Genomic DNA, 25011 nt, shown 5'->3' with positions numbered 1-25011 from the left:
GCGGCTTCCTTGCACGGACGTCCGGGCGGCGGCAATTCGGCGCGGGCACGGGGTCCCGCGGGCTCATGCGTCCGTGGCCCTGCGTGCGAGCGGCGGGTGTGCGGCGTGGGACGCCGAGGCACCCGCGGAGGGCAGGGTGAAGGTGAACACACTGCCTTCGCCCAGGGTGCTCTCCGCCTGGATGCCACCGCCGTGGGCCTCGACGAGCCCCTTGGCGATGGCCAGGCCCAGCCCGGTGCCGCGGCTGGCCGCGTCGCGGGCCTGCCAGTAGCGGTCGAAGATGTGGGGCAGCGCGTCCGGAGCGATGCCGGAGCCGGTGTCGCGCACGTGGACGGACACCTCGCCGCCGCGCGCCCGGGCGCCGAGCATCAGGTCGCCCCCCGCGGTGGTGAACTTCACCGCGTTGCCCAGCAGGTTGCCCAGCACCTGGAGCACCCGCACCTTGTCGCAGCGCACGCGCACGTCCGCGGCGGGGAACTCCACGGACACGTGCAGGCCCTTGGCCTCCGCCAGCGGACGGATGGAGTCCATCGCCTCGGTGAGCAGCCCCGCCACGCCGTGCTCGCCCCACTCCAGCGGCAGCCCGCCCGCCTCCAGCCGGCCCCAGTCGAGCAGGTCGGAGATGAGGCGCGACATGCGCTCGGTGGCGTCCTGGATGCGGGTGGCCTGCTTGGCCACGCTTTCGCCGCCCGGCTTCGCCCCCGCGCCGCGCAGCAGCAGCGCCGCGCCCAACTGCACCACGCCCAGCGGGTTCTTCAAGTCGTGCGACACCACGGCCAGCAAATCCTCACGGGCCCGCGCCGCGCGCCGGGACTCACCCACCAGCCGCGCATTGTCGATGGCGAGGCTGGCGCGCAGGCACAAGTCCTCCGCCAGCGCCAGGTCGTCCGGGCCGTAGCGCCGCCCGGAGCCCGAGGACACGAAGGTGACGGCGCCCAGCGTGTGGCCGCGCGCGCGCAGGGGCACAATCATGTAGGAGCGCGCCTGGAGCAGCCGCAGCAGCGCGGGGTGCGCGGGCTCCGCCGCGGCGGCGCGCAGCAGGGAATCCGTCACCGCCGGCACCAGCTCCGGCTCTCCGGTGCGCAGCACGCGCAAGAGGCCCACGGCGGCGTCGTCCCGCAGCTCGGTGCGGGTGGGCAGCGCGCCCGCGCGCTCCTGCTGCGTCGGGTCCAGGCAGGCCGCCGCCGCGCGCGTCACCCAGGGGCCCTGCTCCAGCGCGTCCACCAGGCACCAGTCCGCCACGTCGGGCACCGCCAGGTGCGCCAGCAGCGTGTACATGCCCTGCGGGTCCGGCGGGTGGGTGAAGAGCGTCGTCATCGCCTGGTAGAGGAAGGAGCGGCGGCGCTCGGCCTGCTCCACCTCCGCCCGCGCGGCCAGCTCCAGCTCCATGGCGCGGGAGAACACGGCCTCCGCGTCGGTGAGGGGGCGCGCCGTCACCAGCACGCAGCCAGGCCCCCCATCCTCCGAGGGCAGCGGACTGAGCATCAGCGCGTGACGCCGGGGGCCTGTCTGCGTGGCCCAGGGCGCTTCCAGTTCGCAGGTGTCTTGGATGCGCATCACCCGCGCGCGCGCCGTCTCCAGCCGCGCCAGCTCCTCGGGCGGGAAGCCCAGCTCCCCCCAGTGCCTGCCCACCAGCTCCTCGGAGAGCCGGCCCACCGTCCTCGCGCCCGCCTGGCTACACACCAGGACCCGCCCCGTATCGTCCAGGACGTAGGACGGGTCGGGGAGCGCGGCGAAGACAGTGGCGAGGGATGCGGGGAGTCGAGCTGCCATGAAAGGGGACTGGCTGGAAGAAGTCCCCATCATGACACCGCCCGGGCACCGGACCATCCCGGCACCGGGCGAATCCCGTGGATGTTTTAAAATCCAATATTCTAGAGCGTGTAACTCAGACTCCCCCGTTACCCCGGAAAGCCGAGGTGAGCCGGCTCGCCAGGTCGGGTAGGGCGACGACTTCGTGGGCCAGGTTGGCGCCCACCACCACGCCGGGCATGCCGTAGACGACGGAGGACTGCTCGTCCTGGGCCAGGATGCGGCCTCCGGCGCCGTGGAGTTCGCGCACGCCTTCCAGTCCGTCCTGGCCCATGCCGGTGAGGATGACGGCGAGCGACGCGGGCCCGTAGGCGCGGGCCACCGAGCGGAACATCCACGTCGCGGACGGCCGGAAGCCATTCACCGGCGCGGCCCGGGAGACCTCCGCCCGGCCCTCGCCTCGCACGCCCAGGTGGCGATCATCCGGCGCCAGATACACATGCCCGGGGAGCAGGGGCTCGCCATCCTCCGCCACCTTCACGGACAAGGGGCCCGCGGTGCGCAGCCACTGCGCCAGGCCCTCGCTGAAGCCAATGGCGATGTGCTGCACCACCAGCAGGGGGACGGGGAAGCTGGCGGGCAGCTCGGACAGCATGCGGAAGAGCGCCGCCGGGCCGCCCGTGGAGGCGGCCAGGGCCACCACGCCGGGGTGCGTGGGCGACACGGGCGGCGCGGGCGGGGTGGGCACGGGCGTGGGGGGCGCGGCGCGGTCCGGCCAGCGGCGCACCACCTTCACCTCGGCCATGGCCTTGAGGGTGTCGCGCAGGCGGCGGCTGTCCGCGTCGAAGTCCGGGGACTCCGGCCCCAGGGGCTTCTGGAGCACCGCGAGCGCGCCGGCGCGCAGCGCGGCCATGGACGTCTGGATGTCGCGCTCCACCAGGGTGGACACCACCACCACCGGCGTGGGCACCTCCGTCATGATGCGGCGGGTGGCCTCCAGGCCGTCCATCCGCGGCATCTGGATGTCCATGGTCACCAGGCTGGGCCGCAGGCGCTGGGCCAGCTCCACCGCCTCCATGCCGTCCTTGGCCTCGCCCACCACCGTCAGGGCGGGGTCGGCGCGGAGGATTTCCACCAGCAGGCGTCGGGCGGTGGGCGAGTCCTCGGCCACCAGGATGCGCAACGGGTCGTTCTTCATAGCAGTCGTCTCAGCGTCTCCAACAGGCTCGTCGGGTCGAACGCGCTCTTCACCAGATAGGCACTGGCGCCGGCTTGCAGGCCGCGCGCCTTGTCCTCTGGCTTGCCACGGGCGGTGACGAGCACCACCGGTAACCGGGAGAAGCGCGGCGAGGCCCGCACCGCCTCGGTGAGGGCGAAGCCGTCCATGCGCGGCATCTCCACGTCCAGCACCAGCGCGTCCGCGCCGCCCGACTGGAGCCGCTCCCAGGCGTCCGCGCCGTCCACGCAGGCCACCACTTCATAGCCCGCGCTCTCCAGGATGCTCTGCTCCAGCGCGCGCGTGGTGGGCGAGTCGTCCGCCAGCACCACCCTCCGCCGCGTCCGCTGGGTGGCGGGGGCGGGGAAGAGCGAGGCCGCCGGGCGGCCACCCGCCGCGCGGACCAGGGACACGGGGTTGAGCAAAAGCGACAGCCGTCCGTCTGGCAGCACCGCCGCCGCGGACACGTGCCGGGCACGGCGCACGCGGTGGCCCAGGGAGCGCACCAGCGCCTCCTGTTCAGCGAGCACTTCATCCACCACCACCACGGCGCGCGCGCTGCCCGCGGCCAGCACCACCGCGCCCCGGCGCGCGCGAGGCGGGCCGGGCGGCAGCCCCAGCACCTCCGCCAGCGAGGCCAACGGCACCAGCGCGTCACCGGAGGCCCACGCGGGGCGGCCCTCCACGTCGCGCACCTCGCCGGGCGTCAGTCGCACCAGCCGCGCCACGCTCTCGCTGGCCAGCGCCAGCGTCTGCCCGCCCGCCGACACCAGCAGCACCCGCAGCGTGCTCAGCGTGAGGGGGACGTCCAGGACGAAGCAGGTGCCCTGGCCTGGCCGGGTCGCCACCTCCACGCTGCCGCGCAGCCCCTCCACGTGCATGCGCACCACGTCCAGGCCCACGCCACGGCCAGCCACCTGGGTCACCTGCGTCGCGGTGGACAGGCCGGCCAGGAACACCAGCCGCGCGGTCTCCTCGTCGCTTTCAGGCACTCGCAGGCCCCGGGCGCGCGCCTGCTCTCGCAGCGCGCCCAGGTCCAGGCCGCGCCCGTCGTCATCCACCGTCACCTCGACGCGGCTGCCCTTGAGGCGCGCGGAGAGAGTGAGGCGTCCCTCGTCGGGCTTGCCCAGTCGCTGGCGTTCCTCGGGGCTCTCCAACCCGTGGGCCACCGCGTTGCGCACCAGGTGCAGCAGCGGCTCGCGCAGGCCCTGCAGCAGCGAGCGGTCCAGCTCCAACGCGCCGCCATGAATCTCCAGCCGCACCTGCCGGCCCAGGCTGCGCGCCACGTCGCGCGCGGCGCGCTCCAGGCCCTCGCAGCCTTCCTCGAAGGACAGGGTGCGCGCGCGGCGGACCTCGTCGTCCAGGCCCGTGGCCACGCCGCCCAGCGTCCGGCGGTCCGCGGCCAGCTCCAGCGTCACCCGCGCCAGCTCCGTCTCCGCGCGCAGCAGCGCCTGTTCGCCGGGCGTGCCGAGCACCGCCTCGCGGGCCTGCGCCAGCGCCTCGCGCACCGACTCCAGCGCGTCCGCGCGGCCCTCCAGCCGGAGCGTCGCGACGCGCAGCTCTCCGCTTCGTGCCAGCAGCGCGTCCAGCTTCTGCGCGGAGACGCGCACGGGCAGCGCTTCGGCTCCGGGGGACGCGCCGCCGCCGCCTGGATGCAGCTCCACGCTGGCCGGGGCGGCGGGTGGTGACGGCACCGCGTCCGTCAGCATGGGCGGAGGCGACGGTGGCGGCGCGACGCGCGCGGGGGCGGGCGCGTGAGCCCGGTGTCCGGCGGCGCGCTCCAACTGGGGCAGCAGCGTCTCCAGGGGCGAGCCCGCAAGGTCCTCCCGCGCGGCCAGACGCCGGCCCGCGTCGTCGAGCGCGTCCACGGTGGTGAAGCACAGCTCGTACACGTCGGGCGTGCCGGCGCCCGCGTCACGCACCTGCTCCAGCAGCTCCTCCATGCGGTGGCAGGCCGTCTCCACCAGCGTGGCGCTGGCCGCGCGCGCCGCGCCCTTCACGCTGTGCAGCGTGCGCAGCAGGGACGCCACGCGCTCCGCCATGCGCGCGGGCACGCTCTCGCGCTCCAGGGCCAGCAGCTCGCGGTTGAGCGAGACGACGTGGCCCTCGAGCTCCTCGAGGAACGTGGCCAGCAGCGCTTGGGCCAACCGGTCGCGGTCCATCAGCGCCCGTACTCTCCCAACAGCCCCTTGAGCTTCTGGCCCATGCCGTTGAGGTCCTGCATGGCGCGCTCGGTCTGCCGCGACGAGATGAGGGCCTGCTGCGTGGCCTGATTCACGTCATGCATGGCCTGACGAATCTGGCCGATGCCGGTGGCCTGCTGGTTGGCGGAGGCGGCAATCTGCGCCGCCGTCAGCGAGGCCTGGGCCAGCAGGTCCGACAGCGTCTGGATGTTGGAGCCCGCCTCGGACACCACGCGGGTGGCGGTGGCCACGCTCTTGGTGCCTTCCTCGGTGGTCATCACCGCGCCGTGGGTGGCCTTCTGAATCTGGCCCAGAATCTGGCGCACCTGGCCGGTGGCCTTCTTGGACTGGTCCGCCAGGGCCTTCACCTCGGAGGCCACCACCGCGAAGCCGCGGCCGTGCTCGCCGGCGCGGCTGGCTTCGATGGAGGCGTTGAGGGCCAGCATGTGCGTCTGCTCGGAGATGTCGTTGACGGTGGTGATGATGTCGCCAATGGCCTGGGCCTGCTCGGCCAGGGCGAGGATGCGCGAGGCGATGGACTCCACCTGCTCACGCACCGCGCCCATGGCGCCCACGGCCTCCTCCACGGCGCGGCGGCCGCTGCGGCCCACGTCCTCGGCGTGGCGGGCGGAGTCACTCACCGCGCGGGCGCGGCCCGCGGCCTCCTCGGACGTCTTGGTGATTTCCTCGATGGTGCTCACCGTCTCCGTCACCGCGCTGCCCTGCTCCTGGGCACCGGCCACCTGCTCGGTGGTGCTGGAGAGGATTTCCGCGCTGGCGCCGGCGAGTTGGTTGACGAACTCGGCCACCGTGCGGAGCGTGTGCTCGCGCTGCTCGGACTCCTTCTCCAGCTGGTCCTCGTTCTGCTGGCGCTTCTCCGCCATGTCGTTGAACGCGCGCGCCAGTTGGGCCGTCTCGTCCTGGCCCTTCACGTCGATGCGGTGCTCCAGCTTCCCGCGCCCCAGTTGCTCGGCGCCGACCATGAGCGCGCGCAGCGGCGTGGTGATGCCGCGGGTGATGATGTAGCTGCCTCCGCCGACGATGAGCACGCCCAGCAGTGTGCCGATGCCCAGTACCCAGAGGACGCGCTGGGCCATGTCCCGGGCGGCGGTGGCGTGCTCGTCCCAGCGCTCCTGCTCCGCCACCAGCATCTCGTCGATGACCTGCTTGACCTGGTGCATGGCCTCCCGGCCCTGGCCGGTCTGGATGAACTTCGCTCCGGCTTCCAGGCCCTCCTGGCGGCGCAGGCGGATGCCTTCCTCCAGCCGGTTCACCCGCTGGGTGACGATGGGCTCCAGCCGGTTCAGGCGCGCCCGCTGGTTGGGGTGGTCCGCCATGGCGTCGCGCAGGCGGGACAGGTCATTCTGGAGCGCCACCGCCGCTTCCCGGTAGGGCACCAGGTAGGACTCATCCCCCGTGAGGATGAAGCCGCGCTGGCCGGACTCGGCGTCCATCAGCAGCGCGCGGACCTCGCGGATGATGCGGAAGTTCTCATGGGCCGTCAGCAGGCCCGCCGTGCTCGTCGTGAGCTGATTGGCGCCCTGGAAGGATACACCCGCCACGATGAGCAACATCAGTAGCGACAGTCCGAATCCGAGTGCGATGCGGTTCCCGATGCTCATACTGCTCCTTCGCCGGACAAATCGAACATGAGGCGACTGTCACCCAGGAGTGCCTCTCCCTCCAGTACCAGGGTGCCCTCCCTGTCGGCCGCGGACACGAGGTGTCCGGCGGCGTCGTTCAGGGAGGTGGGCGGCGCCAGCAGCTCACTGCTCGCCATCACGGTGACTTCCTCCACTTCCTCGGTGCGCACGCCCAGCTCCGCCCGCCCCACGCCCACCACGAGCAGCGGGCCCGCGGAATCCGAAGGCGCGCGTCCGAAGAGCGGCGCCAGCTCCACCACGGGGAGCACCTCGCCATGCATCAGGGTGAGGCCGCGCAGCGCGGGGGGCGCGCCCGGCAGCGTCACCAGCTCCGGCGCGCGCACCACCTCCAGCACGAAGCGGGACTCCAGGGCGTAGCGCTGGCCGGCAGCCTTGAAGCGGACCACCTCGCGCAGGGTGCCGGGGTCGACCTGGGGACGGGGCTCGCGCGAGAGTGCCCGGGCGCGGGTCTCCAGCAGCGCCGTGGCCTCCTCGGGCGACAAGGTGCCCTGTTCCTTCTCCAGGGTGGCCAGCCGCTCCAGCCGCGCGCGCGTGGCTTCCCAGTCGATTTTGCCGGAACCCGGCATCAGCTCAGCTCCTCACCGGCAGCCAGGGCTGCCTCCATGCGTGACCGCTCTCCACGCGCCACCTCCGCCAGCCTGCTGGCGCTCTCGCCGTCTGCGTGGGGCACGGGCGCGTCCGGAGGCAGGGCGTTGCACAGTTGCTCCGCCTCGCGCCAGGCCTTCATGGCGCCGGACGTGTCGCCGTGCCTGCGTAGCACGCGCCCGAGGATGAGCCACGCCACGATGAGCGTGGGCTCCAGGTACAGCGCCTGCCGCACGGCGCGCTCCGCGTCCGCCGCGCGTCCCTGTCCCAGCAGCAGCAGGGATTCCAGGTAGCGCAGCCCCGCCACCAAGGGGTGCCGGGCGGCCGCTTCGGTGCAGGCGTAGACGGCGGCGGCGGCGTCCAGGTTCGCCAGCGCGCGCACCGCCAGGGCGGCGGTGTCCGCGTCTGAGTCCAATGCCCCTAAGTGCTGGGCCGCCTCGCGCCAGTGGCCCCGCGCCAGGGCCTGCCGGGCCGCGTGCATGGCCGCCGCGCTGGGGGCGTGCGTCGGTTTCTCGGGGGCACTGGTGCCCGCCATGGTCCCTTGAGCGGACCGGGGCGGGCCAGCCGCGTGTGTTGGTGTCCCGCCTGCACGGCCGCCATCCGCTCCGGGGGCGTTCCACGCGGGCGACAGCCTCCCGGTGATGGTGCCGGAGGGCATGGCCGATGTTCCGGAGCCGCCAGGAAGGCCCGGTGAAGTGATGCCCGTCGCCGTCCCCGTTCCGGCGCGGCCCGGCGCGGTGGTGCCCAGGGATGTGGTGCCCATCGCGGTACCGGGTACGCCGGTGGAAGACGGGCTCCAGGCTGGCGCGGTCGTCGAGGTGGGGGCGGTGACCGCCGGGGGCTCGGTCCACGCGGCCGGGACGGGCAGGGAGAGGGTGGCTCCGGGCAGGGGCCGGCGGTACAGCACGCCCCATTCGGTGAGGATGGACTCCAGCGGCGCGAGCCCACCGAGCGGCGGGTCCGACGGGCCGGTGAAGAGGTAGCCGCCCTCATCCAGCGCGTCGTGGAGCCGGCGCGCGACGGCCTCGATGGTGGGCCGGTTGAAGTAGATGAGGACGTTACGGCAGAAGATGACGTCCAGCTTCCAGAGGCCGCTGTCCGCCGACGGCCAGGTGTCGAGCGCGAGGTTGAGGTAGCTGAAGCGCACGCGCTTCCGCACCTCTGGTGACAGCACGTACCGGCGTCCCTCGGCGCGCAGGTGGGGGCGCATCCGGTCCGCCCAGCCGCCGCGCAGGGACCAGTCGCCGTAGTGGGCCTTCCGGGCCCGGGCGAGCGCGCCGCGCGACACGTCCGTGGCGTACACGGCCACGTGCTCGTCCCAGCCTTCGCCCATCAGTAGCGCGGCGATGGAGTAGGGCTCCTCGCCGGACGAACACGCGGAGCTCCACATCCGCGCGGTGTGGTCCGGGCCATGGCGCTCGCGCAGCTCCGGGAGCACGACGCTCCGCAGGTGCTCGAAGTGCTCGGGCGTGCGGAAGAAATACGTCTCCCCGACGGTGAGCTCGATGAGCAGGTCATCCAGCGCGGAGGGGTCTTCCGCGAGCCGCACGCGGTAGGCGTCGAAGTCCTTCAGCCCGGCCCGCTCCATGGCGCGGGCGATGCCTTCCTCGGCGGATGCGGGGCAACTGGGCGGCACCAGCCCGGCGCGCTCTTCCACGAGCGCGAGCACCGCCGCATAACCCGGGTGGCTCCAGGGACCCCAATTCACGCGGGCTCCGGCTCCTGCGGCGCGGCCAGGGCGGCATCCAGCTCCAGGGCCTCGGCCTCGGACAGGAAGGTGCGCAGGTCATGGACCAGGACGAGCCCATCCTTCAGCTTCACGGCGCCCGCCACATAGCCCACGCCCGGCAGCTGGCGCGGCGTGGCGTCCCACTCATCCGGCGTGAGGACGCGCAGGCCCTCGGCGCGATCCACGCGTAGCACGACGCTGCGCGAGCCCGCGGAGGCCACGATGAAGTGGTCCATGGGAGACAGCGCGCGGGGCGGGTGGCGGAAGCGCAGGCGCAGGTCCAGCACCGGCAACAGCTCTCCCCGAAGGTCCAGCAGGCCCTCCACCACGGCAGGCGCGCGAGGGAGCGGCGTCAGGCGCGCCGCGCGTACCAGCTCGCGCACGTCGGGTGCGGGCAGTCCGTAGCGCTGGCCGTTCAGGGTGAACAGCAGCACCTCCGTGGGTGCGGGGGTCATGTCTTGGGACATAGACGTGGACGTGGCCACTGTCGAACACTGATGTCGGCCCCCGGTCGCGGTGTCCACCAGTCTTCAGTGGGGGCAGGGGGACGGGCCCATGCTTCGAGTGGAACACGACACGTGCCACGGGTGCCCCGGGCCTGGACGGAGTCTCCCGCGCGCGGAGGCCGGGGGAACGATCGATCACCCGCCCAGGAGACGAGCGTCGGATGCCCTCGGGGCCTGGAGGGAGCCATGTCGCGCTCAGGTCCGCCGCGCCGCCTGGGTGCGAGGCGCTGGCCACAGGACTCCGCGATGCCCTGGGTGATGCGCTCGTCGCCGCGCTCGGCATCGTCGTCGCGGCGCGCCTTCAGGAAGTCCACGAGATGTCGGGCCTTGGCGCCCTCCGGCGTCAGCGCGTCCGGCCGCGGCAGGAAGGACCGCACGGTATCGCGCGCCCACGTCCGTCGACTTGCACTCCCCAGTCCGGGCCGGAAGACGCCGGCCACGGGCTGGTGCCTTGGTGGTATTGGCCAGTGAATTGCGCTGCCCCGAAGTGCGATGTCATTGAAGGGCTCTGCTCCAATCAAGCCACGCCACCGTCTGCTCCGTTCACAGGATGACGGCGACTTGCCGTACAGGGTTTGGCACGCGTTGTCTCGGCCGCGCGTTCTCCACTTAATGCTCGCCATCGCCACCGCGTTCAAAGCAATGGCTCTCACGCGTCGGTCGCAAGCGAAGCAAGAAGTCCTTCGCGCGTTCATGTCAGCCCTTGCAGCCACGCTGCGCGGAGTCGAGGGGAGAGGGCACCATGTTGTTGGTAGACGTGCTGGAGGATCACCTCGACGAGGCCGAGTTCCGGTGGCTGCAATGGGAGAAGGCGCTGGGGGCGCCAGACTTTTCACTGATAGAGATTGCGAGGTTGGAGGAGCTTCTCCTCGCGCACCTGGACGGGCTGGTGGTGGGCGCATCCACCGCGGCTGAATCCGTGCTGCGCCCCGCCTTCGAGTCAGAGGACGCATTCCGCATTTCCGCGGCGGCCTTCTCGCTGCTGGCCCTCGGAGAGGTGGACGAAGTCCTGCTGCGACTGCGTGAGGCCGAGCCCGGAGCGCGCGCCGCCATTCGACGGGCCTTGGAGCTCAGCGAGGCCCCAGGGCTGGGCACACGCCTGCTCGACTTGTTGAAGCGGGAGGACTCCGCGCTGCAGGCCGAGATGCTGGAGGCCCTGGCGTTTCGCCAGGAGGCACCTCCGGAGGTGCTGGCGCGCTTCTTCACCCATGACGAGCAGCGGGCGCGGATTGCGGCCCTGCGTTCCGCCAAGCCCTTGCCGGAAGACGCTGCGCGAGGGCTGCTTCCCATGCTGCTGGACTCCCCGCTCCCCGGTATTCGGGCGGCGGCGATGGAGACAGGAGTGGCTTCCGGTGTGAGGCAAGCCTGGGAGACGTGCCGCACCGCCGTGCGCGCACGGGACACAGACAGCCCCGAAGCCATGGTGCTACTCGCCATGGGAAGCAGCGAGGCGGACATTTCCTTGCTGCTGGCGCTTCTGGACGTCGAGGCGCTGCGGCCCCATGCCCTCTGGGCCTTGGGCTTCAGCGGCCGGGTGTCGGCCATGGAGGCGTGCCTCGGGTACCTGGAGGTGCCCTGCGTAGCCCAACTGGCCGGGGAGTCCTTCTCGGCCATGACGGGCCTTCGGCTGGAGGAGCCCTATACCCTGCCTCCAGGCGAGAGGCCCGAGAGCGATTTCCCGCCGCCAGAACTGCACGAAGACTTGGACGCGGCCCTGGTGCCCAAGCCCGAGGACGACTTGCCCTGGCCGAATGTGGCCACCGTTCGGAGCTGGTGGGACAAGGAGAAGAAGCGCTTCGTGAAGGGCACGCGGTACCTCCTCGGCCGCCCCTTCAATGGCAGCGTGCTGGTGGAGGCGCTGGAAACCAGTCCCATGCGGCGCCGCCATGTGCTGGCCCGCGAGCTGGCCCTGCGGAGCCAGGGCGCGTTGATGGTGCGCACTCGGGCCTTCACGCACGTCCAGCGCGCGGAGCTGGCCACGGCCCGGGCAGCCACCGCCCGAATCCGCACGCAGTCCTTCGACAGTGGCCTGCGCTGAGGGCTGGCCCCACGCCGCGCTCCGTCCCTGGGCACGCCTCGCCATCAACCATGTGGGCACTTCAGAACAAGACACCTTACGCGGCCGAGCGGACGTGGGTCCGCGACAAGGACGGCCACCACCTCTGGGTCATCGCGCTCAAGGCGACCTTTGACGTCGACGACGCGGGCCATCTCCGCCTCGCGGACGCGCAGGAGCCTCCGCTGCCCGAGCCCGTCTCCTGGGGAGAACCGGGCCACTCCAGCTTGCGCTACGAGGCCGAGCTCGTCGTTCCCAAGCTCCACACCGACGTCCTCATCAACGCATGTGCCTATGCGCCCGGTGGGCGGCCCGCGCCCAGCGTCGAGGTGGCTGTCCGCATCCACGACGTGGACAAGATGCTCGTGGTGCACGGGGAGCGCTTCTACACGCGCGGCCTGACGGGCGTGAAGCCCTCGTCCCCCAAGCCCTTCGTCACCCAGCCCATTCTCTACGAGTGGGCGTGGGGAGGCACCGACACTCGCGACACGGACACGCGCAAGCACGTCAGTGACTCGCGCAACCCCGTGGGGCGCGGGGTGGCCAGCCGTGAGGCGCACCTGGTGGACCAGCCCGCCCACCGCGTCGAGTACCTGCGGGGCACCCCAGCGAAGTCGGGGCCAGCCGGCTTTGGCCCCATCGCCAGCTACTGGTCGCCGCGTCTGGAGTTGGCGGGCACCTTCGATGAGACCTGGCGGAAGACGCGACACCCGCTGCTGCCGCGAGACTTCGACGAGCGCTTCGCCCTCTGCGCCCCCGCTGACCAGCGGCCCTCACGCCGTCTCGTGGGGGGAGAGAAGGTAGCCCTGGTGCACCTCACGCCGAAGGGCGCGCTCCACTTCACGCTGCCGCGCTTGCGCTTCGGCTTCACCACCTGGTTCGGAGCCGTCCGGCGCTTCCACGAGGCCACCCTGGGCACCGTCGTCATCGAGCCCGAGGTGAAGAAGGTGCGCATGGTTTTCCAGACGGGCTTGAGAGTCGGCCCGCAGGACATCGACTGCCTCGACTTCACGGCCATTACCGAGAGGACGGACTGACATGAGTGTCGAGGCAGTACTCGTGGCATCGGGAGCACGTGCCCCCGTGGGGACGACAGCGGAGAGCGTCGCGGCGGCGGTGCGCGCGGGCATCAGCCGCGTGCGGCTCCTTCAGGTGCCGGAGCTGGGGCACCAAGCCGAGTCCTTCATCGCCAGGGACGGGCTGCTGGACGCGCAGGAGTGGAGCGGTGCGGCGCGCATGGCCGCCCTGGGGGCCGCGGCGTTGGAGGAAGTCCTCGCCAGGCTGGCACCCGCCCTCCCCTTCGAGAATGTCGAAGTGCCGGTGCTGGTGGGCCTCCCCGAGGAGCGCCCAGGCTGGAAGGCCGCGGATGCCTCGCGAGTCGTCGCCGCCCTCTCAGCCCTCGGGAGTGAGCGCCTGCGCCTGCGGGTGGAGCCCCGGCTGACGGGCCACGCCTCGGCGCTGGAGGGGTTACGAGAGGCCGTGACGCGTGTCGGCCGCGCCGCCCGCTCCCCGCTGGTGATTGTGGGGGGCGTCGACAGCTACCATGACGTCCAAACGTTGGCTTGGCTTCGCGAGCGGAACCAGTGGCTGGAAGAAGGGACGCGCACGGGCTTCGCACCAAGCGAGGGCTCTGCCTTCGTCGCGGTGATGGCCGCGCCGGACGCGCGCCGGTGGGGACTGGTGCCCCACGCCACGGTGCGCGCCGCCGCCACAGCCCGTGAGACGAAGCTCATCCACACCGATGACCTCAACCTGGGCGAGGGGCTGACGGCCGCCGTGAGTGAGGCACTCGCGCCGCTGGGAGGCACGCGCGAGGTGGCGGCGTCCGTCCACAGCGACCTCAATGGCGAGCGCTACCGCTCAGAGGAGTGGGGCTTCGTCGCCCTGCGGCTGGGGGCTGCGTTCCGCGATGCTTCCGTCATTCACACGCCTGTGAGCAGCTGTGGCGAGGTGGGTGCCGCCACGGGCGCGCTGAACCTCGTCCTCTGCGCGCAGGCCTGGCGGCGCCGGTACGCGAGCGGCCCCCGTGCGCTACTCTGGGGCAGTTCGGAAGCCGGGTTGCGCGCCGCCGCACTACTGGAAGAGCCACTGTCCGGAAGTGAAGGAGGAGCGAAGCCATGGCCAAGGTAACCGTCAACGCCCCGAGGACGCCCGTCACCCAGGGCAGTTCGGGCGTCGCCTCAGCCACGCTGCCCAACGTCTGCAAGATGCCCGGCCCGCCGGCGCCCTTCGTGCCCACGCCATTGCCCAACATCGGCAACAGCGGCGACGCCCCCGAGGGGTACTCGAAGACAGTTACCATCAACGGGCACCCCGTCGCCATTGCCGGCGCCAGCTTCGGCAGCAAGGGGGACATGGCCAGCAAGGGGACGGGAGGCGGGCTCACCTCCAGCAACACCCACGGCGCGACGAAGTTCATCGGCCCCGGCTCGATGAACGTCAAAATCGAGGGGAGGAATGTGCAGTTGCTGGGCGACCCCATGCTCAACAACTGCGGCCCGTCCGGCAGCCCCGCGAATGCCGCCACCATGACGGGCATCATCCAGGCCTCCGGCGTCATGACCGTCATCTACGGCGATGACATTCCGTGCTCGCTCTGCGGGAAGACGCACCCACTGGAGGCGGGAGAAGAGACGCAGGCGGCGATTGCGACGTTGTTTGAACAGCTCCAGCGAGCACTCGACGCCCAGAAGCAGCAAATTCTTGAGTACGCCAAACTCAAGAAAGAGGAGAGGCTCAAGGAGCGAAGGCTTGAGGAGTTAGACAGAAAGAACACGGACGACAACCGAAAGAGCGGGAAAGGACCAAACCCCCCAGAACGAGTAGAACTGGCAATCCTGCCGAGCGAACTCTCCACTCTCAGGGGACAAATCGCCGCGCTCGAGGACTTCTTCGGCAACCACGCCGTGCTCCGATACAACCGAGAGCGCAAGTCCTACGTCAAGGGCTACATGATTGGCGCCATGGCGTGCGTATGTACAGGAAAGAAGCTCGCGGCCTGCTCCGGCCAAGCTCCTCCTGGATTTGCGAAGGCCGTGAAGTCACTGGGATTCCAGTGTGCAAGCGCGCCCGTCGATTCGGAGATTGCGCGAGAGGTTTGGGACTGTGCCGCCAAGCAGATTATGGAGAAGCACGGAGGGCACAAGCCCAAACAACTCATCGAGCGCCTATTCTATCCAGCAGTCGCGGGACTCAAGCCCGACAGAGGTCCCAGGATACAATTCAAGGTTCGGATGGAGGACATGGAAGCCAAGAGCCTCTCCGAGCCAGAGGAGCGCGAACAGACATTCCAGAACGGCGAGAACGTCCCATCGTGCTCGGACTGTCAGGAGAAGCTCCCGGCAATGTACTGCACGACAGACTGCGCCTGATCGAGAATCCAAAATGAAATCACTCGTCGAATTCATCGAGAACTACCGCCCCGACTTCTCCAAGGAGATTGTTCCGGCGGACGAGATCGACATCGCACTTCTGGAGAGGAAAGCGGGCTCTCTTCCGGGGGCCTATCGTCATTTCCTGGAGACGATGGGCGCGAGCATGGGCGGCCTCGAACTCGCAGAAGCCTCCCTCTCCATCGAGGGGACTCTCGATGTCTACAACGCCAAGACATGGCTTCAACATGGGCGATATATCCCGGTGGCTGGAGATAATGGGCCCTCCGGCTTCGACTGGTTCCTGGATCGTTCGACTCCTTACGGATCCGATGACTGCCTGGTCGTCCGCATGCCACTGTCGAAGAACTACCCCGCCGATGCCAGTTCTCCCCAGTACGTAGGGCTGGAGGAATTCCTCTACTGCGAGGCCTTCAAGGAGCTGCGCCTGCCACAGTTGCCCTTCCGGCGGAAATTCTCCTCACCGGATGATGCCGCTGTAACAGCTCGCTACCGTTCCGACGTGGTGACTGCGCTGGCCGAGGAGAAGGGATTCAAGCGCATCCCGCCTGCCGAGCACTGCGCGCTGTACGAGCGAGGAGATGCCGCGCTGCTGCTCTACCGACACCCGACGCAGCCCACCTTCTCATTCATCCTGGGCTGCGAGGACTCGGCGGAGCTGGAGCAACTGGCCCAGGAGTTTGAGACACGAACAGGGCTGAAGAGCGTCGTCACGCGGTAGGCACAGTCAGGAAGTCTTGTATCCGCTGCACGAGCTCCGTCTGGCGGGGATGAGGCGGAGCGCGCAAGGTTGGGCTGCGCGTGGAGGCCCTCGCCCGCATTGCGAGGTGCGAGGCGAGTCACCGCGCAGGGGGCCCTTGAAGCGGGTGTCGATAGCGCGGGGGGAGTGGTTGCGGGGACGCTTCCGGGCTCGATTTTGGCGACGATTCGCATCAGGTCGTCGAACGCCGGGTCTTCGTGGATGAAGCTCGAGTGGAAGAGGCCGGGAGCGCCGAAGAGATCGGTACCCGCGTCGCTTTGGTCCCATACCGCTGCGCCATTTCCGTCAGGCGTTCGCGGTCAAATGCGTTTCGCGCGTCAGCGCCTTGGCCAGTTCCGTGCGCGACGTGCCAGCGCGCTCCTCGTTCTTGAAGAGCTCAACCACGAACCATTCCTGCGATGGCGCCAGCGGGAATGCCACGCGGCGTAGTTCGAAGCGGCGGTCACCCAGTTCAACATGCCCGGAACGCTTCGAGTTGTAGATGAGAGTCGCCGCGAACACGGCTGTCGTGCCGCGTCCCAGCGCGTTCCTGCGTTCGGGGCTGGTAAAGACGAAGAGCCCCTCTCCCAGGAGCGCACGCATGAGCGCATCGTCCCCAGGTGGCACCAACCCAAACCTGCTTCGTTTGGGGTAGGCAAACAGTCCGTGCGCTACCGGCACCAGCAGGCCTGCTCAATCAACTGCTTGGCGAAGCGCGGTGGATTCGCGCTCCAGGGCTCGAAGTCCCTTGTGCGATAGACGCGCCTCGCCTCTGGCGAGGATGAGGGTTTTGCATGGGGCAACTTGCGCCTGACGGACGTATTCACGGGAACATCAGGTTGCTCAGGATGACGGAGCGCTTGTCGCCCTCCGCCCAGACCGTCAGCGTATAGGGGCCCGGGCTCATGGTGTCCGTGGCCTCCGCTTCCACGATGAACTGGCCTACCATGCCCGCGGCGGTGGGCGCGGCCTGCCAGACGCGTAGCACGCGGAGCGCGGCGCCCTCGCGCGGGACCAGCGTTGCGCTCCGGGCCTCCCACGGCTCGCCCCCACGCAGCCTTGCGTCGACAGCCACCGCCACTTGGGCGGCAGCGCGATAGGTCGTCGCGTTCGTTACGTTGAGCGCGTTGCGCGGATGGAGCATGAGTTGCTCTCGTCGCCAGCGCGCCCGCACACCATTTACGTCCAGTTGCCTGGTGGCCAGCATGCCGGTGAGGCCATCTGGCAGGTTCTGGGCAGCCTCCATTCGCGCCAGTTCGCTTCGCAGGCGCCGCAGCTCTTCCTCCTTCTCCAGCAACTCGGCATGGAGCGAGTCCGCGCTTCGGGCCTGTCGGTGGACTTCCACCTGACGGTCGGCCAGGGTGGGGTGGGGCACCAGCCGGAAGGTCGCGCTCGCGGGCGCGGCGCCATCCGAGAAGTGGACGGTCAGCCGCAACTCCTCGCTGTCCTCCACGCTCGCGGAGGGCATCAGCGTCAGGGTGTCACCCGCCAGCCGCACTCGGGTGAATTGTTTCTCGCCCTCCAACTCCGCGCGGGCCACTGGCGTGTCGAAGAGCAGCAGCGTGCCCATTCCAGGACTGATGCGCACTTCCGGTGGCGGCGTGGCGGACCGGGAGGCATGGAGGCCCACCGTGAGGCGCCGCGCTGCCGGTGCCCATGGGGTGGCCGGGGGCAGCGAAGGGGCGGCCGTCTGTGTCATGAGGAGTGAGTGAACGAGCAGGATCGCCGCGGAGGCATTCATCACGGGAAACCCTATGAGTGGGAACGCGCTGTCATTCGAAGCGCCTCACCACCTTCAGACCCGTGACGGAGTCGATGATGGGCTCGGCGGGCGGATGGTTTCCTGACACGCGCGGCGTGCCGCGCTGGCCGTCGCCCGGGTAGTAGAGCTCAATGCACACAGGGAAGCGCTCGCCGTTCTTCTCTGCTTCCGTGAAGCGGCCGTAGATCCGCTCGCTCACGCTGAGCCGTCCGCTCAGGGTCGCGTTCGCCAGGTCATAGGGCGTGGCCCCGACTTGGACGCGCACCCAGCCCTCGCTCACGGTGATTCTTTTCGGCGCGTCGCGGTCGAAGAGCACAGTGCCCAGCTCACCCACGCGGAGACCTCGCGCCTCCATGGCTTGCAGCGCGCCCTCTGGGCACGGCTCGGAGGGTGGCGCAGGACGCACCTCGGGCCCGCTCGGGCAGGCCAGCGCGGTGCATGCGGCGGCCGTGGCGGCGGCGCGCCGGGCCAGCGTGCCCACCGAGCGTGATGTCCGTGACGGGGGAGATGAGGGAGCGATGTCTGGCTTCTTCACGGGTGATGCTTCTTTCGGGGCGCGCGCCATGGGAGGGGCAGCGGTCGCGGGGAGGAGAGCCGCCGGTAAGGGCGGGGCCGCGGCCCGGACAGCTTCCGGCGAGGCGTGCGGTGACGCCATTTCTGGACGCTCCCTGCTCGCTGGCGGCGAGCCTTCGTGCCGCGTGAGTGCCCATGCGAGCGTCAGCGCGGCCAGGAGGCTCGCCATGAGCGCAAGTGTGGCGGGCCTCCTGGAGCGTGGGGCCCCCGGCGAAATCCGCTTGGAAGGCACGGCGAACCCTGACCGTGGTAACGCCTCCTCCCGTGCGTCCCCTGGACTCGCGCGGCCACCGTTGGCGGAAGGCCGGGCGCGCCCCGGTCGTCTGCCTCGCCTGGGCGGCGACAAGGCGGGCTCACCCTGGTGCAGCCATGCCTCCAGCCCATCCTGTGGTGGAGGTGGCGCCGGGAGTTCGGGTGACTCCTCCCACGACGCGCACATTGGCCGGTCCCACTCGCTGTCCGCGGCGGACAGCGCTGCCTCCAGAGCTTCGGCCGTGGCGGCGGCGCTGGGAAAGCGCGCCGTGGGCTGCTTCTCCAACAGCCGCGAGCACACCGCGTCCAGCGGACCGGGCACCCTTGGGTTCACGGCGCGAGGCGGCTCGGGTGGCTGGGAGATGACGTGCTCTACCTCCGACGGCGTTCCCGGGGCGGGGAAGGGAGAGCGGCCCGTCAGCACCCAGTAGAGGACGACGCCCAGCGCATACAGGTCGTCCGCGGCGGTGGGCGCGTAGTGCGCCCCCTCCACGCCCGCGTGCGACTTGCGGAAGGCCAGCGCCTCCGGGCTGCGGTACTGCGGTGTTCCCGGGGGAAGCACCTCCCGGGTGAGGCGGGGCGCGCCGGGATAGGAGCCCACGCCGAAGTCCACCAGCACGGGCGTCCCTGTGGCATCCCGCACCATGATGTTGGACTCCTTGAGGTCCCGGTGGAGGACGCCTTCCGCGTGTGCCGCCGCGAGCCCTCGGGCCAGTCCCAGCGCCAGCGCCGCCGCCTGCCGCGGGCTGGGGTTCTCCTCGTTCACCCACTGGTTCAGCGGCCGGCCTTCCACCAGCTCCATGGCCAGGTAGAACCACTCGGGGGCGGTGTCCCGCCACAGTCCGCACGCATGGAAGCGCACGACATTGGGGTGGTCCAGCCTCCGGAGGATGTCCACCTCCCGCTGGGCCCAACCGCCCAACGCGGCGAGCGACTGGAGCTTCAGCGCGAAGCGAGCGGTGCCCCGCCGGGCGCGGAAGACGGCGCCGCAGCCACCCATCCCGAGCAAGCCCTCCACGACGAAGCCCCCCACCTGGGTGCCGACGGCCACGTCCCCTCGAAGGCGCTGGGCCTTCATCCGCCCACCCCAAGGGGCTCGCTCTGCCGCGAGCCCCTCCTGTCAAGGTCATCGCTTCCCTGTCTCATGGGGCTTGTCTCTGGATGGACTGGGCGTGGCGAAATGGACGAAGGCGGGACGCGGGCCAGATAGGGGAGTTTATCTTCTCTAGAACTCCGAAAGTAGAGTCTCGCTCTTCGCTTCTCCAGGCGCAGGGCCGTGGCTTCCACCCCAGCCATCCCCTCGGGATGCGCTACGTTCTCCCGCGTATGGACGAACAACTGGGCATGATGGTGGGAAAGGCGGCGCGTGAGGCGCGTGCGCGCCTGGGGTTGACCCAGGTGGAGGTGGCGGCCTTGGTGGATATGCACCCCATGGTCTACAGCCGGGTGGAGCGGGGAAAGATGGTTCCCAGCGCGGGCATGCTGCGCCGTCTGAGCATGGTCCTTCGCATTTCCACGGACGAACTGCTGGGACTGTCCCGGCCCGGCAAGGACGAGCGGCGTGAACTGGAGAAGGAGCCGCCGCTGCTGCGTCGGCTGGTGACGCTGGCGCGTGAGCTGGACGAGGCGAAGCTGGAGGCGCTTGTCACGATGGCCCGCGCGCTAACCCGGTAGGAGGCGTCAGGGCTCGGTCGTCACGGCGGAAGTGGCCGCTCCGAGCTCATGTGCCTCCAGTCCCGAGGAGAAGAGACGCTCGTCTCCAGGCTCCGCCTCATCGCGGTTCTGGCTGGCCTCGGTGATGAGGCGGGCGAGCTCCTCGGCGGCTTCCTTGCGGCCATAGGGGCGGCCGTCGCTGGCCTCCCGAACCTGGACGAGGCACTCCCGTAGCACGTCTCGCATGTCTTCCGCCGTGGTGTAGCGCTCAGCGGCGGGTTTGCGGAGGGCCTTCCTCAGCACGGCCCCGAAGCCCTCGGGCAGACCCGCGGTTGCTTTCTCCACGTCGTGCGGCGTGTAGGCGTCCATCAACATCATCAGGTGCGTGAGCGGCAGCGAGGGTTCCTCCTCCACGGGAGCCCGCTTCCGCCATGGAGGAGGCTCCGCCAGCCTTTCCAGGGCGGCATGGAAGAGGTGGCGTCCCGTGGCCAGCTCCAGCAGGACGAGTCCCAGCGAGAAGAGGTCCGCCGCAGGGGTCAATGGCAGGCACTTCAGGTACTCCGGCGAGGTATAGGCGGCATCTCCCTTGCGCAGGCCGCCCTGGGTCTCCTCGCGCCCGCCAAGATGCGTGTAGGCCGCGCCGAAGTGCGTCAGCTTCACCTCCCCGCCCATTCCCACGCTCACGTTGCGCGGGCTCACGTCCCGGTGAATCAGCCCGAGCCGCGCCCCGTGGTCATCCGCCAGCCGGTGCGCGTAGGCCAGCGCGTCGGCGACCTCCGCGCCCACGTACAGTGCGAAGGCGGTGGAGACCGGCTGGCGCCGCAGGGCCATCAGGCTCAACACTCCGTCCAGGGTGGGGCCGTCCACGTACTCCATGATGACGTAGGGTTTGCCTGACTGGACGGTGAACAGGTGGACCTTGGCGATGGCCGGGTGGTTCAGCCGGTAGGCCAACTGGACCTCTTCCACCAACCGTTGCCTGCGCGCGAACGTGGCGGGTGAGCGCACGCGCCGGATGAGGACCGGGCCGCTCAGGCCGTGGCGCTCCTGTCGCTCGGCCAGCATGAGGACCTCGCCGTTGGGACGTGCGTCCAGGGTGCTGACATAGATGTACCGCGTTCCCGCGAGCTGGAAGAGGGTCGGCCGTCGCGCTGGATGCGCCCGGGCCCGCTCCTCCTCGGTAATCGGGCGGAGGCTGGGCTGTGTGGGGTGGGTGGGCACGGAGACTCCCGGATGCGGGTTATAAACCTCTCCAGTTTATATGGTGATTGAGGCCGGGTGAAGAGGCGCATGGGTCATGGCGCATCTTCACCTCCACGGAGGATGAGGCGTGGACCTCATCCCGAGCGCGGACGGTGTCTCAGCTCCGGCGGCGGCGCGGCAGGGCCAGGGGCGAGGCGGCCATCAGCAGGGCCCACAGCGGCGCGCTCCCCGCGGCGGCGCAGCCTCCGCTCTCCTCGTCCTTGTCATCCGGCTCCATGCCTGGCGTGCCCTGGCCCACCTTCACGCTCAGCTTCGTGGCGGCGGCCCGGTCTCCGTCGGTATGGAAGTCCGCGTTGGAGGAGTTGCCAGCGCCGAAGAGGGTGAGGGTGACGTCCGTCGCGGGGGCGACGAGGCTGAAGTTGAAGCGCAGCTCGTTGTTCGCGAAGGGCTGGGGCTGCGAATGGGTCAGCTCGGCGCCGAGCTTCTTCATGCCCTCGCCGGGTTGGAGCGTGGCCGCCGTGCTGTCCACGGCGATGCCCACGCCGCCCGTCCTGGCGGGACCGCCCCGGATGATGAAGGTGTACTGGCCGGTGGCGCCCGGCGCGAGCGTGGCGGGCCCTTCGAACGCGACGGTGGGGAGCTCCCCGCCCTGGTGGCAGGTGCTGCACGTGGGGCCTGTCTTGCCCGTCTGGCCGGTGACGCCCGTGCTGGTGGCGAAGGCGGGGATGGACCACAGCGATGACACGACGACGACGCCCGCGATGCGGAACGGAAGACGCATGGACACTCCAGGAGATGGGTGAAAGCAGGTGGTGCTACAGCCGGGGCCCCGCGTGAGCGGAGCCCCGGGGACTTCCGCTGGCGTCGGTGCCTAGCGCAGCTGGAGCAGGGAGAAGGACAGGCCCTGCGTCGTCAGCGTGGGCCGCCCGTTGTCGCCCAGCACGTGCAGCGTCGTGGACGCGGAGCCCTCTCCGAACTCGGTGTAGAGCGTCTGGTTCTCGGTGTGGAAGAGGAAGCTGCTGCCCGAGGTGGCCGGGAACTGGGTGTTCCGCGTCGCCGTCAGCGTGCTGAGATTCAGCGCCCACCACTGCCAGCCGGCGCCGCTCGCGATGCCGCGGGGGTGCGCGCCCTCCTGCACCGGGGCGACGCTCTCATCGAGCACGCGCAGGTACGCCGTGCCCGACGGGCCGGGGACGAGCGAGCCCGCGGTGCCGCCGCCCACGAGCTCCGACAGCGAGCGGTGGAAGCCGGCGTCGAAGGTGCGCGTCTGCAGGTCGAACCGCAGCAGGCACGGCTCCGGCGCCGCGTCGGCCGACACCCGGTGCACCGCCGCGCCGTAGGCCTCCGTCGCGACGTAGACCTTGCGGTCGGGGCCGAGCACGGCGTCGTGCGCGTAGCCGCACCGCTCATCCGTGACGAGGGTCGCCGTGTCCGTCGCCGTGTCGACGGCCACCACGCCCGTCCTCGGGGTGATACCCACGCCGGCCACGGGACGCCAGCCCACGGGAACGATGAGCTGCCCGTTGTCCGAGACGACCGAGCCCGAGAAGGCCATCTCCGTGCCTTCGAGTTCCAGGTCGCCCAGCGCGATGTTGCCGGTGACGGTCATCTCCGTGGGGTTCCAGATGACCGCCTGCGCGGTGATGCCGTCGAAGAAGTACGCCTTCGTCGCCGACACGAACTGGAAGTTCGCCTGGTACTCGCCCAGCGACATCACGCCCAGGCTGGCGAAGCTCACCGTGCCCGACTGCTCCAGGCCGCCGTCCTCGGTGAGCGAGTAGCGCGTCACGACGGGGCTGTCGTCCGACACCACGTAGACCTGGCCCGACTTGCGGATGCCCACGCCCAGCGCACGGCCGGACACCTTGATGGCGCCGTCCAGCGACAGCCGCGCGGTCTGCTCCGCCTCACGCGTCACCACCACGTAGCTCGCCGCCGGGTCGGCGTTGAGGTCCTGCGTGGTGATGGCGTACAGCGGGCCGGTGTAGGCGTCGCCGGAGTCGTCACAGCCGCCCATCAGGGACAGCGCGAGCGCAGCGGCGGAGAGTCGGAAACCCGAGCGGGCAAACAGATGCTTCATGAATACGGCCTTCCTGGAAGTGGAGTGGGGCGCCGTTTCACCCGGAACGGAGCTGTGGGTTTCAGGTGAAAACGATACGCATTCTCAATTTCATGAGCTGTTTAGGCGGAATTCATGAAAAGTCAAGAAGCGGGCGGGAGGCCCGCGAGGCTCAGCGGTGGTGTCTGTGGCAGTTGAGCACGTTGAGCCCGCTGGAACCTTTCATCTGATAGGTCATGCTGGAGCCCGGGCTGGATGCGGCCCATTCGATTTCCGGCTGGGCCTGGGTCCAGGCCGTCACTTCGGCCAGCGAATCACAGGCGGAGGGCCACTGCTGGGAGAGCTTGCGATTGAAGTCAATCAATCGCTGGAATGCCTCCTCGGCCTGCTGCTGCTGCGCGGCCACCTCCTCCCGCGTGACGATGGCCACGTCCGCCGGGAAGCTCAGCCGCGTGCTGCCGTCGGCGAAGCGCAGCGCCGCGGCCAGCCGCGCGGTTCGCGCCGTGCGCGTGTCGAGCGTGACTTGGAACGGCAGCTCGGCCATCTCGGGCTCGACCTTCTTCGTGGCATGGCGCCGGGCCGTGTTCCCCTTGCCATCCAGCTCCACCAGGCTGACCTCGACTGGCGGGGGGACGATGCCATCCAGCCGCGCGTCCAGTCCGAGCGTCCCATTGGCGCCCACCTCCAACTGATGGACGAGGGCGGGGGCGTCATCCGCCCTGCGCGTCCCCGCCAGTGACAGCACGTTGCGCGCGTCCCGGATTCCCGCCGGCAGCGGTTCGTCACAGAAGACCCTCAGCGTCGCGGTGAACTCCCGCTTCTGGACGGGGGCGCCCTGGCAATGCAGCTCCGCCTTCACGCGGGACTCCAAGGACGGCACGGAGGACGGCGCGGCGGCGCGGCAGGCCTGGATGGCCGCCGCGGGCTTCCAGAGTGGAAGGTCCACATGGACGCTGGCATTCATGCCCCGGACATCGGGCCGGAGCTGGAGCGGGGCCCCGCCCGCGGGCGCGCCGCGCAGCACGAGCTTCTCCAGCGCGCCCTCGCAGGGCGTCAGCACGGTGGCGCTGGCATAGACGTGGGTGGGGGTGCTTCCTCCGCCCATGACGGTCAGCAGGACATCCGCTTTGACGTAGGCCGTGGCCTGCTTCTGCCCGAGCTCGAACTCGGGCATGGGCATGGGGGGCGCGTGCATGCCGGCATGCTGGGCCTGCCACAAGGAGTAGCGGCTGCGCTCCAACCGCGTCAGACGGTTGACCTGCTCGCGGGTGAGGGGCGTGTCGGGGAACTCCTGCGCCGGGCGTGGGTCGGTCCGGCGGAGGCGCAAATATCGCTCCTCGCTGGCGGTCTTGATGCGAATCGAGAGCGGCTCGTCCCACGTCGGTATCAGGGCGTCGCGCAGGTCCTCCTGGCTGAGGAGGTGGATGGGGTCGCGCGCGAAGGACCGCATCGGCCGTTCGATGCTCAGAATCCGCATGCCGGGCTCGAGCCCCTCCTGGGCGGCGATGCTGCCCGGCAGGACCTTCGTCACCCGGACCTCCTTGTTGACGTTCTGGACGGAGAAGCCCAGGGGCTCGATGGTGACGGTGAGGGGCGCGGCGGTGAGCAGCAGGGCGCTCGCGAGCGCGGATGTCATTGCAGACAGGAACACGTGAATCCTCCTGCCTGTCATTGAAGGGCCTTGCCG

20 protein-coding genes are annotated in these 25011 nt (G+C 70.3%); 6 read left to right on the top strand and 14 right to left on the bottom strand.

Annotated features, from left to right (window positions below; translation table 11 throughout):
- Positions 1-63 precede the first annotated feature (63 nt).
- From OZ403_RS36675 to OZ403_RS36645, 7 genes are read right to left on the bottom strand one after another with little or no spacing between them, the layout of a single operon-like run.
- Positions 64-1830, bottom strand: coding sequence for an ATP-binding protein (locus tag OZ403_RS36675; protein WP_442929673.1), 1767 nt, complete (start codon positions 1828-1830; stop codon positions 64-66).
- Between the two features lie 58 nt (positions 1831-1888).
- Entirely contained in the window at positions 1889-2950 is a 1062-nt protein-coding gene (gene cheB / locus OZ403_RS36670; protein ID WP_140795831.1) for a chemotaxis-specific protein-glutamate methyltransferase CheB, read from the bottom strand.
- Positions 2947-5130: a hybrid sensor histidine kinase/response regulator gene (locus tag OZ403_RS36665; protein WP_268782936.1), complete on the bottom strand. Its 2184-nt coding sequence runs from the start codon at positions 5128-5130 to the stop codon at positions 2947-2949. The genes cheB and OZ403_RS36665 overlap by 4 nt, the downstream gene beginning before the upstream one ends.
- The gene (locus tag OZ403_RS36660) at positions 5130-6773 is read right to left on the bottom strand and encodes a methyl-accepting chemotaxis protein (protein WP_268782935.1); all 1644 of its coding nucleotides are present in this window, start codon (positions 6771-6773) and stop codon (positions 5130-5132) included. Before OZ403_RS36660 ends, OZ403_RS36665 begins: the two co-directional genes overlap by 1 nt.
- The gene (locus tag OZ403_RS36655; RefSeq protein WP_140795828.1) at positions 6770-7381 is read right to left on the bottom strand and encodes a chemotaxis protein CheW; all 612 of its coding nucleotides are present in this window, start codon (positions 7379-7381) and stop codon (positions 6770-6772) included. The genes OZ403_RS36660 and OZ403_RS36655 overlap by 4 nt, the downstream gene beginning before the upstream one ends.
- Positions 7381-9108 (bottom strand): CheR family methyltransferase, encoded by a 1728-nt coding sequence (locus OZ403_RS36650; RefSeq protein ID WP_268782934.1) that lies wholly within the window; start codon positions 9106-9108, stop codon positions 7381-7383. The genes OZ403_RS36655 and OZ403_RS36650 overlap by 1 nt, the downstream gene beginning before the upstream one ends.
- Positions 9105-9584 (bottom strand): chemotaxis protein CheW, encoded by a 480-nt coding sequence (locus OZ403_RS36645; protein ID WP_140795826.1) that lies wholly within the window; start codon positions 9582-9584, stop codon positions 9105-9107. The genes OZ403_RS36650 and OZ403_RS36645 overlap by 4 nt, the downstream gene beginning before the upstream one ends.
- Before the next feature lie 793 nt (positions 9585-10377).
- Between OZ403_RS36645 and OZ403_RS36640 the strand changes: the two genes are divergently transcribed.
- From OZ403_RS36640 to OZ403_RS36620, 5 genes are read left to right on the top strand one after another with little or no spacing between them, the layout of a single operon-like run.
- Entirely contained in the window at positions 10378-11673 is a 1296-nt protein-coding gene (locus tag OZ403_RS36640) for a TIGR02270 family protein (protein WP_268782932.1), read from the top strand.
- Positions 11674-11723: 50 nt separating this feature from the next.
- A complete protein-coding gene (locus tag OZ403_RS36635; protein ID WP_268782931.1) occupies positions 11724-12728 on the top strand; it encodes a DUF2169 family type VI secretion system accessory protein in 1005 nt (334 codons plus the stop codon).
- 1 nt (position 12729) lies between these two features.
- A complete protein-coding gene (locus OZ403_RS36630) occupies positions 12730-13821 on the top strand; it encodes a hypothetical protein (RefSeq protein ID WP_268782930.1) in 1092 nt (363 codons plus the stop codon).
- Positions 13809-15062, top strand: a complete 1254-nt coding sequence (locus OZ403_RS36625; RefSeq protein WP_268782929.1) for a PAAR-like domain-containing protein — start codon at positions 13809-13811, stop codon at positions 15060-15062. Before OZ403_RS36630 ends, OZ403_RS36625 begins: the two co-directional genes overlap by 13 nt.
- Positions 15063-15075: 13 nt before the next feature.
- Entirely contained in the window at positions 15076-15804 is a 729-nt protein-coding gene (locus OZ403_RS36620) for an SMI1/KNR4 family protein (RefSeq protein WP_268782928.1), read from the top strand.
- Positions 15805-16128: 324 nt separating this feature from the next.
- Here OZ403_RS36620 and OZ403_RS36615 read toward each other — a convergent pair whose 3' ends face one another.
- From OZ403_RS36615 to OZ403_RS36605, 3 genes are all read right to left on the bottom strand, one after another.
- Positions 16129-16425, bottom strand: coding sequence for a hypothetical protein (locus tag OZ403_RS36615; protein ID WP_268782927.1), 297 nt, complete (start codon positions 16423-16425; stop codon positions 16129-16131).
- Between the two features lie 220 nt (positions 16426-16645).
- A complete protein-coding gene (locus tag OZ403_RS36610; RefSeq protein ID WP_161607146.1) occupies positions 16646-17521 on the bottom strand; it encodes a DUF2381 family protein in 876 nt (291 codons plus the stop codon).
- Positions 17522-17594: 73 nt separating this feature from the next.
- Positions 17595-19487 carry a serine/threonine-protein kinase gene (locus OZ403_RS36605; RefSeq protein ID WP_268782926.1) on the bottom strand — a complete coding sequence of 631 codons (1893 nt, stop codon included), beginning with the start codon at positions 19485-19487 and terminating at the stop codon, positions 17595-17597.
- A 227-nt stretch (positions 19488-19714) separates the two neighbouring features.
- Between OZ403_RS36605 and OZ403_RS36600 the strand changes: the two genes are divergently transcribed.
- Positions 19715-20083 carry a helix-turn-helix domain-containing protein gene (locus OZ403_RS36600; protein WP_140795819.1) on the top strand — a complete coding sequence of 123 codons (369 nt, stop codon included), beginning with the start codon at positions 19715-19717 and terminating at the stop codon, positions 20081-20083.
- 6 nt (positions 20084-20089) lie between these two features.
- On the opposite strand, the gene OZ403_RS36595 is transcribed toward OZ403_RS36600, so the two are convergent.
- From OZ403_RS36595 to OZ403_RS36580, 4 genes are all read right to left on the bottom strand, one after another.
- A complete protein-coding gene (locus tag OZ403_RS36595; protein ID WP_268782925.1) occupies positions 20090-21283 on the bottom strand; it encodes a serine/threonine-protein kinase in 1194 nt (397 codons plus the stop codon).
- 139 nt (positions 21284-21422) lie between these two features.
- Positions 21423-22046: an MXAN_6652 family MXYO-CTERM-anchored protein gene (locus OZ403_RS36590; RefSeq protein ID WP_140795817.1), complete on the bottom strand. Its 624-nt coding sequence runs from the start codon at positions 22044-22046 to the stop codon at positions 21423-21425.
- A gap of 90 nt (positions 22047-22136) precedes the next feature.
- Positions 22137-23345, bottom strand: a complete 1209-nt coding sequence (locus OZ403_RS36585; RefSeq protein ID WP_268782924.1) for an MxcI protein — start codon at positions 23343-23345, stop codon at positions 22137-22139.
- Positions 23346-23496: 151 nt separating this feature from the next.
- A complete protein-coding gene (locus tag OZ403_RS36580; RefSeq protein WP_268782923.1) occupies positions 23497-24975 on the bottom strand; it encodes a PDZ domain-containing protein in 1479 nt (492 codons plus the stop codon).
- Positions 24976-25011: the final 36 nt, after the last annotated feature.

Source organism: Myxococcus sp. NMCA1 (assembly GCF_026810205.1).
GTDB classification, from domain to species: domain Bacteria; phylum Myxococcota; class Myxococcia; order Myxococcales; family Myxococcaceae; genus Myxococcus; species Myxococcus xanthus_A.
The sequence above is the reverse complement of the archived record's forward strand: the minus strand, read 5'-3'. Positions and strand labels throughout refer to the sequence as shown.

Coding starts and splice junctions, on each gene's coding strand:
- OZ403_RS36605 (WP_268782926.1), bottom strand. CDS start 19,487: ATGAAGGCCCAGCGCCTTCGAGGGGACGTGGCCGTCGGCACCCAGGTG.
- OZ403_RS36635 (WP_268782931.1), top strand. CDS start 11,724: ATGTGGGCACTTCAGAACAAGACACCTTACGCGGCCGAGCGGACGTGG.
- OZ403_RS36625 (WP_268782929.1), top strand. CDS start 13,809: ATGGCCAAGGTAACCGTCAACGCCCCGAGGACGCCCGTCACCCAGGGC.
- OZ403_RS36590 (WP_140795817.1), bottom strand. CDS start 22,046: ATGCGTCTTCCGTTCCGCATCGCGGGCGTCGTCGTCGTGTCATCGCTG.
- OZ403_RS36620 (WP_268782928.1), top strand. CDS start 15,076: ATGAAATCACTCGTCGAATTCATCGAGAACTACCGCCCCGACTTCTCC.
- OZ403_RS36645 (WP_140795826.1), bottom strand. CDS start 9,584: ATGACCCCCGCACCCACGGAGGTGCTGCTGTTCACCCTGAACGGCCAG.
- OZ403_RS36655 (WP_140795828.1), bottom strand. CDS start 7,381: ATGCCGGGTTCCGGCAAAATCGACTGGGAAGCCACGCGCGCGCGGCTG.
- OZ403_RS36660 (WP_268782935.1), bottom strand. CDS start 6,773: ATGAGCATCGGGAACCGCATCGCACTCGGATTCGGACTGTCGCTACTG.
- OZ403_RS36630 (WP_268782930.1), top strand. CDS start 12,730: ATGAGTGTCGAGGCAGTACTCGTGGCATCGGGAGCACGTGCCCCCGTG.
- OZ403_RS36600 (WP_140795819.1), top strand. CDS start 19,715: ATGCGCTACGTTCTCCCGCGTATGGACGAACAACTGGGCATGATGGTG.
- OZ403_RS36675 (WP_442929673.1), bottom strand. CDS start 1,830: ATGGTCCGGTGCCCGGGCGGTGTCATGATGGGGACTTCTTCCAGCCAG.
- cheB (WP_140795831.1), bottom strand. CDS start 2,950: ATGAAGAACGACCCGTTGCGCATCCTGGTGGCCGAGGACTCGCCCACC.
- OZ403_RS36585 (WP_268782924.1), bottom strand. CDS start 23,345: ATGAAGCATCTGTTTGCCCGCTCGGGTTTCCGACTCTCCGCCGCTGCG.
- OZ403_RS36640 (WP_268782932.1), top strand. CDS start 10,378: ATGTTGTTGGTAGACGTGCTGGAGGATCACCTCGACGAGGCCGAGTTC.
- OZ403_RS36610 (WP_161607146.1), bottom strand. CDS start 17,521: ATGACACAGACGGCCGCCCCTTCGCTGCCCCCGGCCACCCCATGGGCA.
- OZ403_RS36615 (WP_268782927.1), bottom strand. CDS start 16,425: ATGCGTGCGCTCCTGGGAGAGGGGCTCTTCGTCTTTACCAGCCCCGAA.
- OZ403_RS36665 (WP_268782936.1), bottom strand. CDS start 5,130: ATGGACCGCGACCGGTTGGCCCAAGCGCTGCTGGCCACGTTCCTCGAG.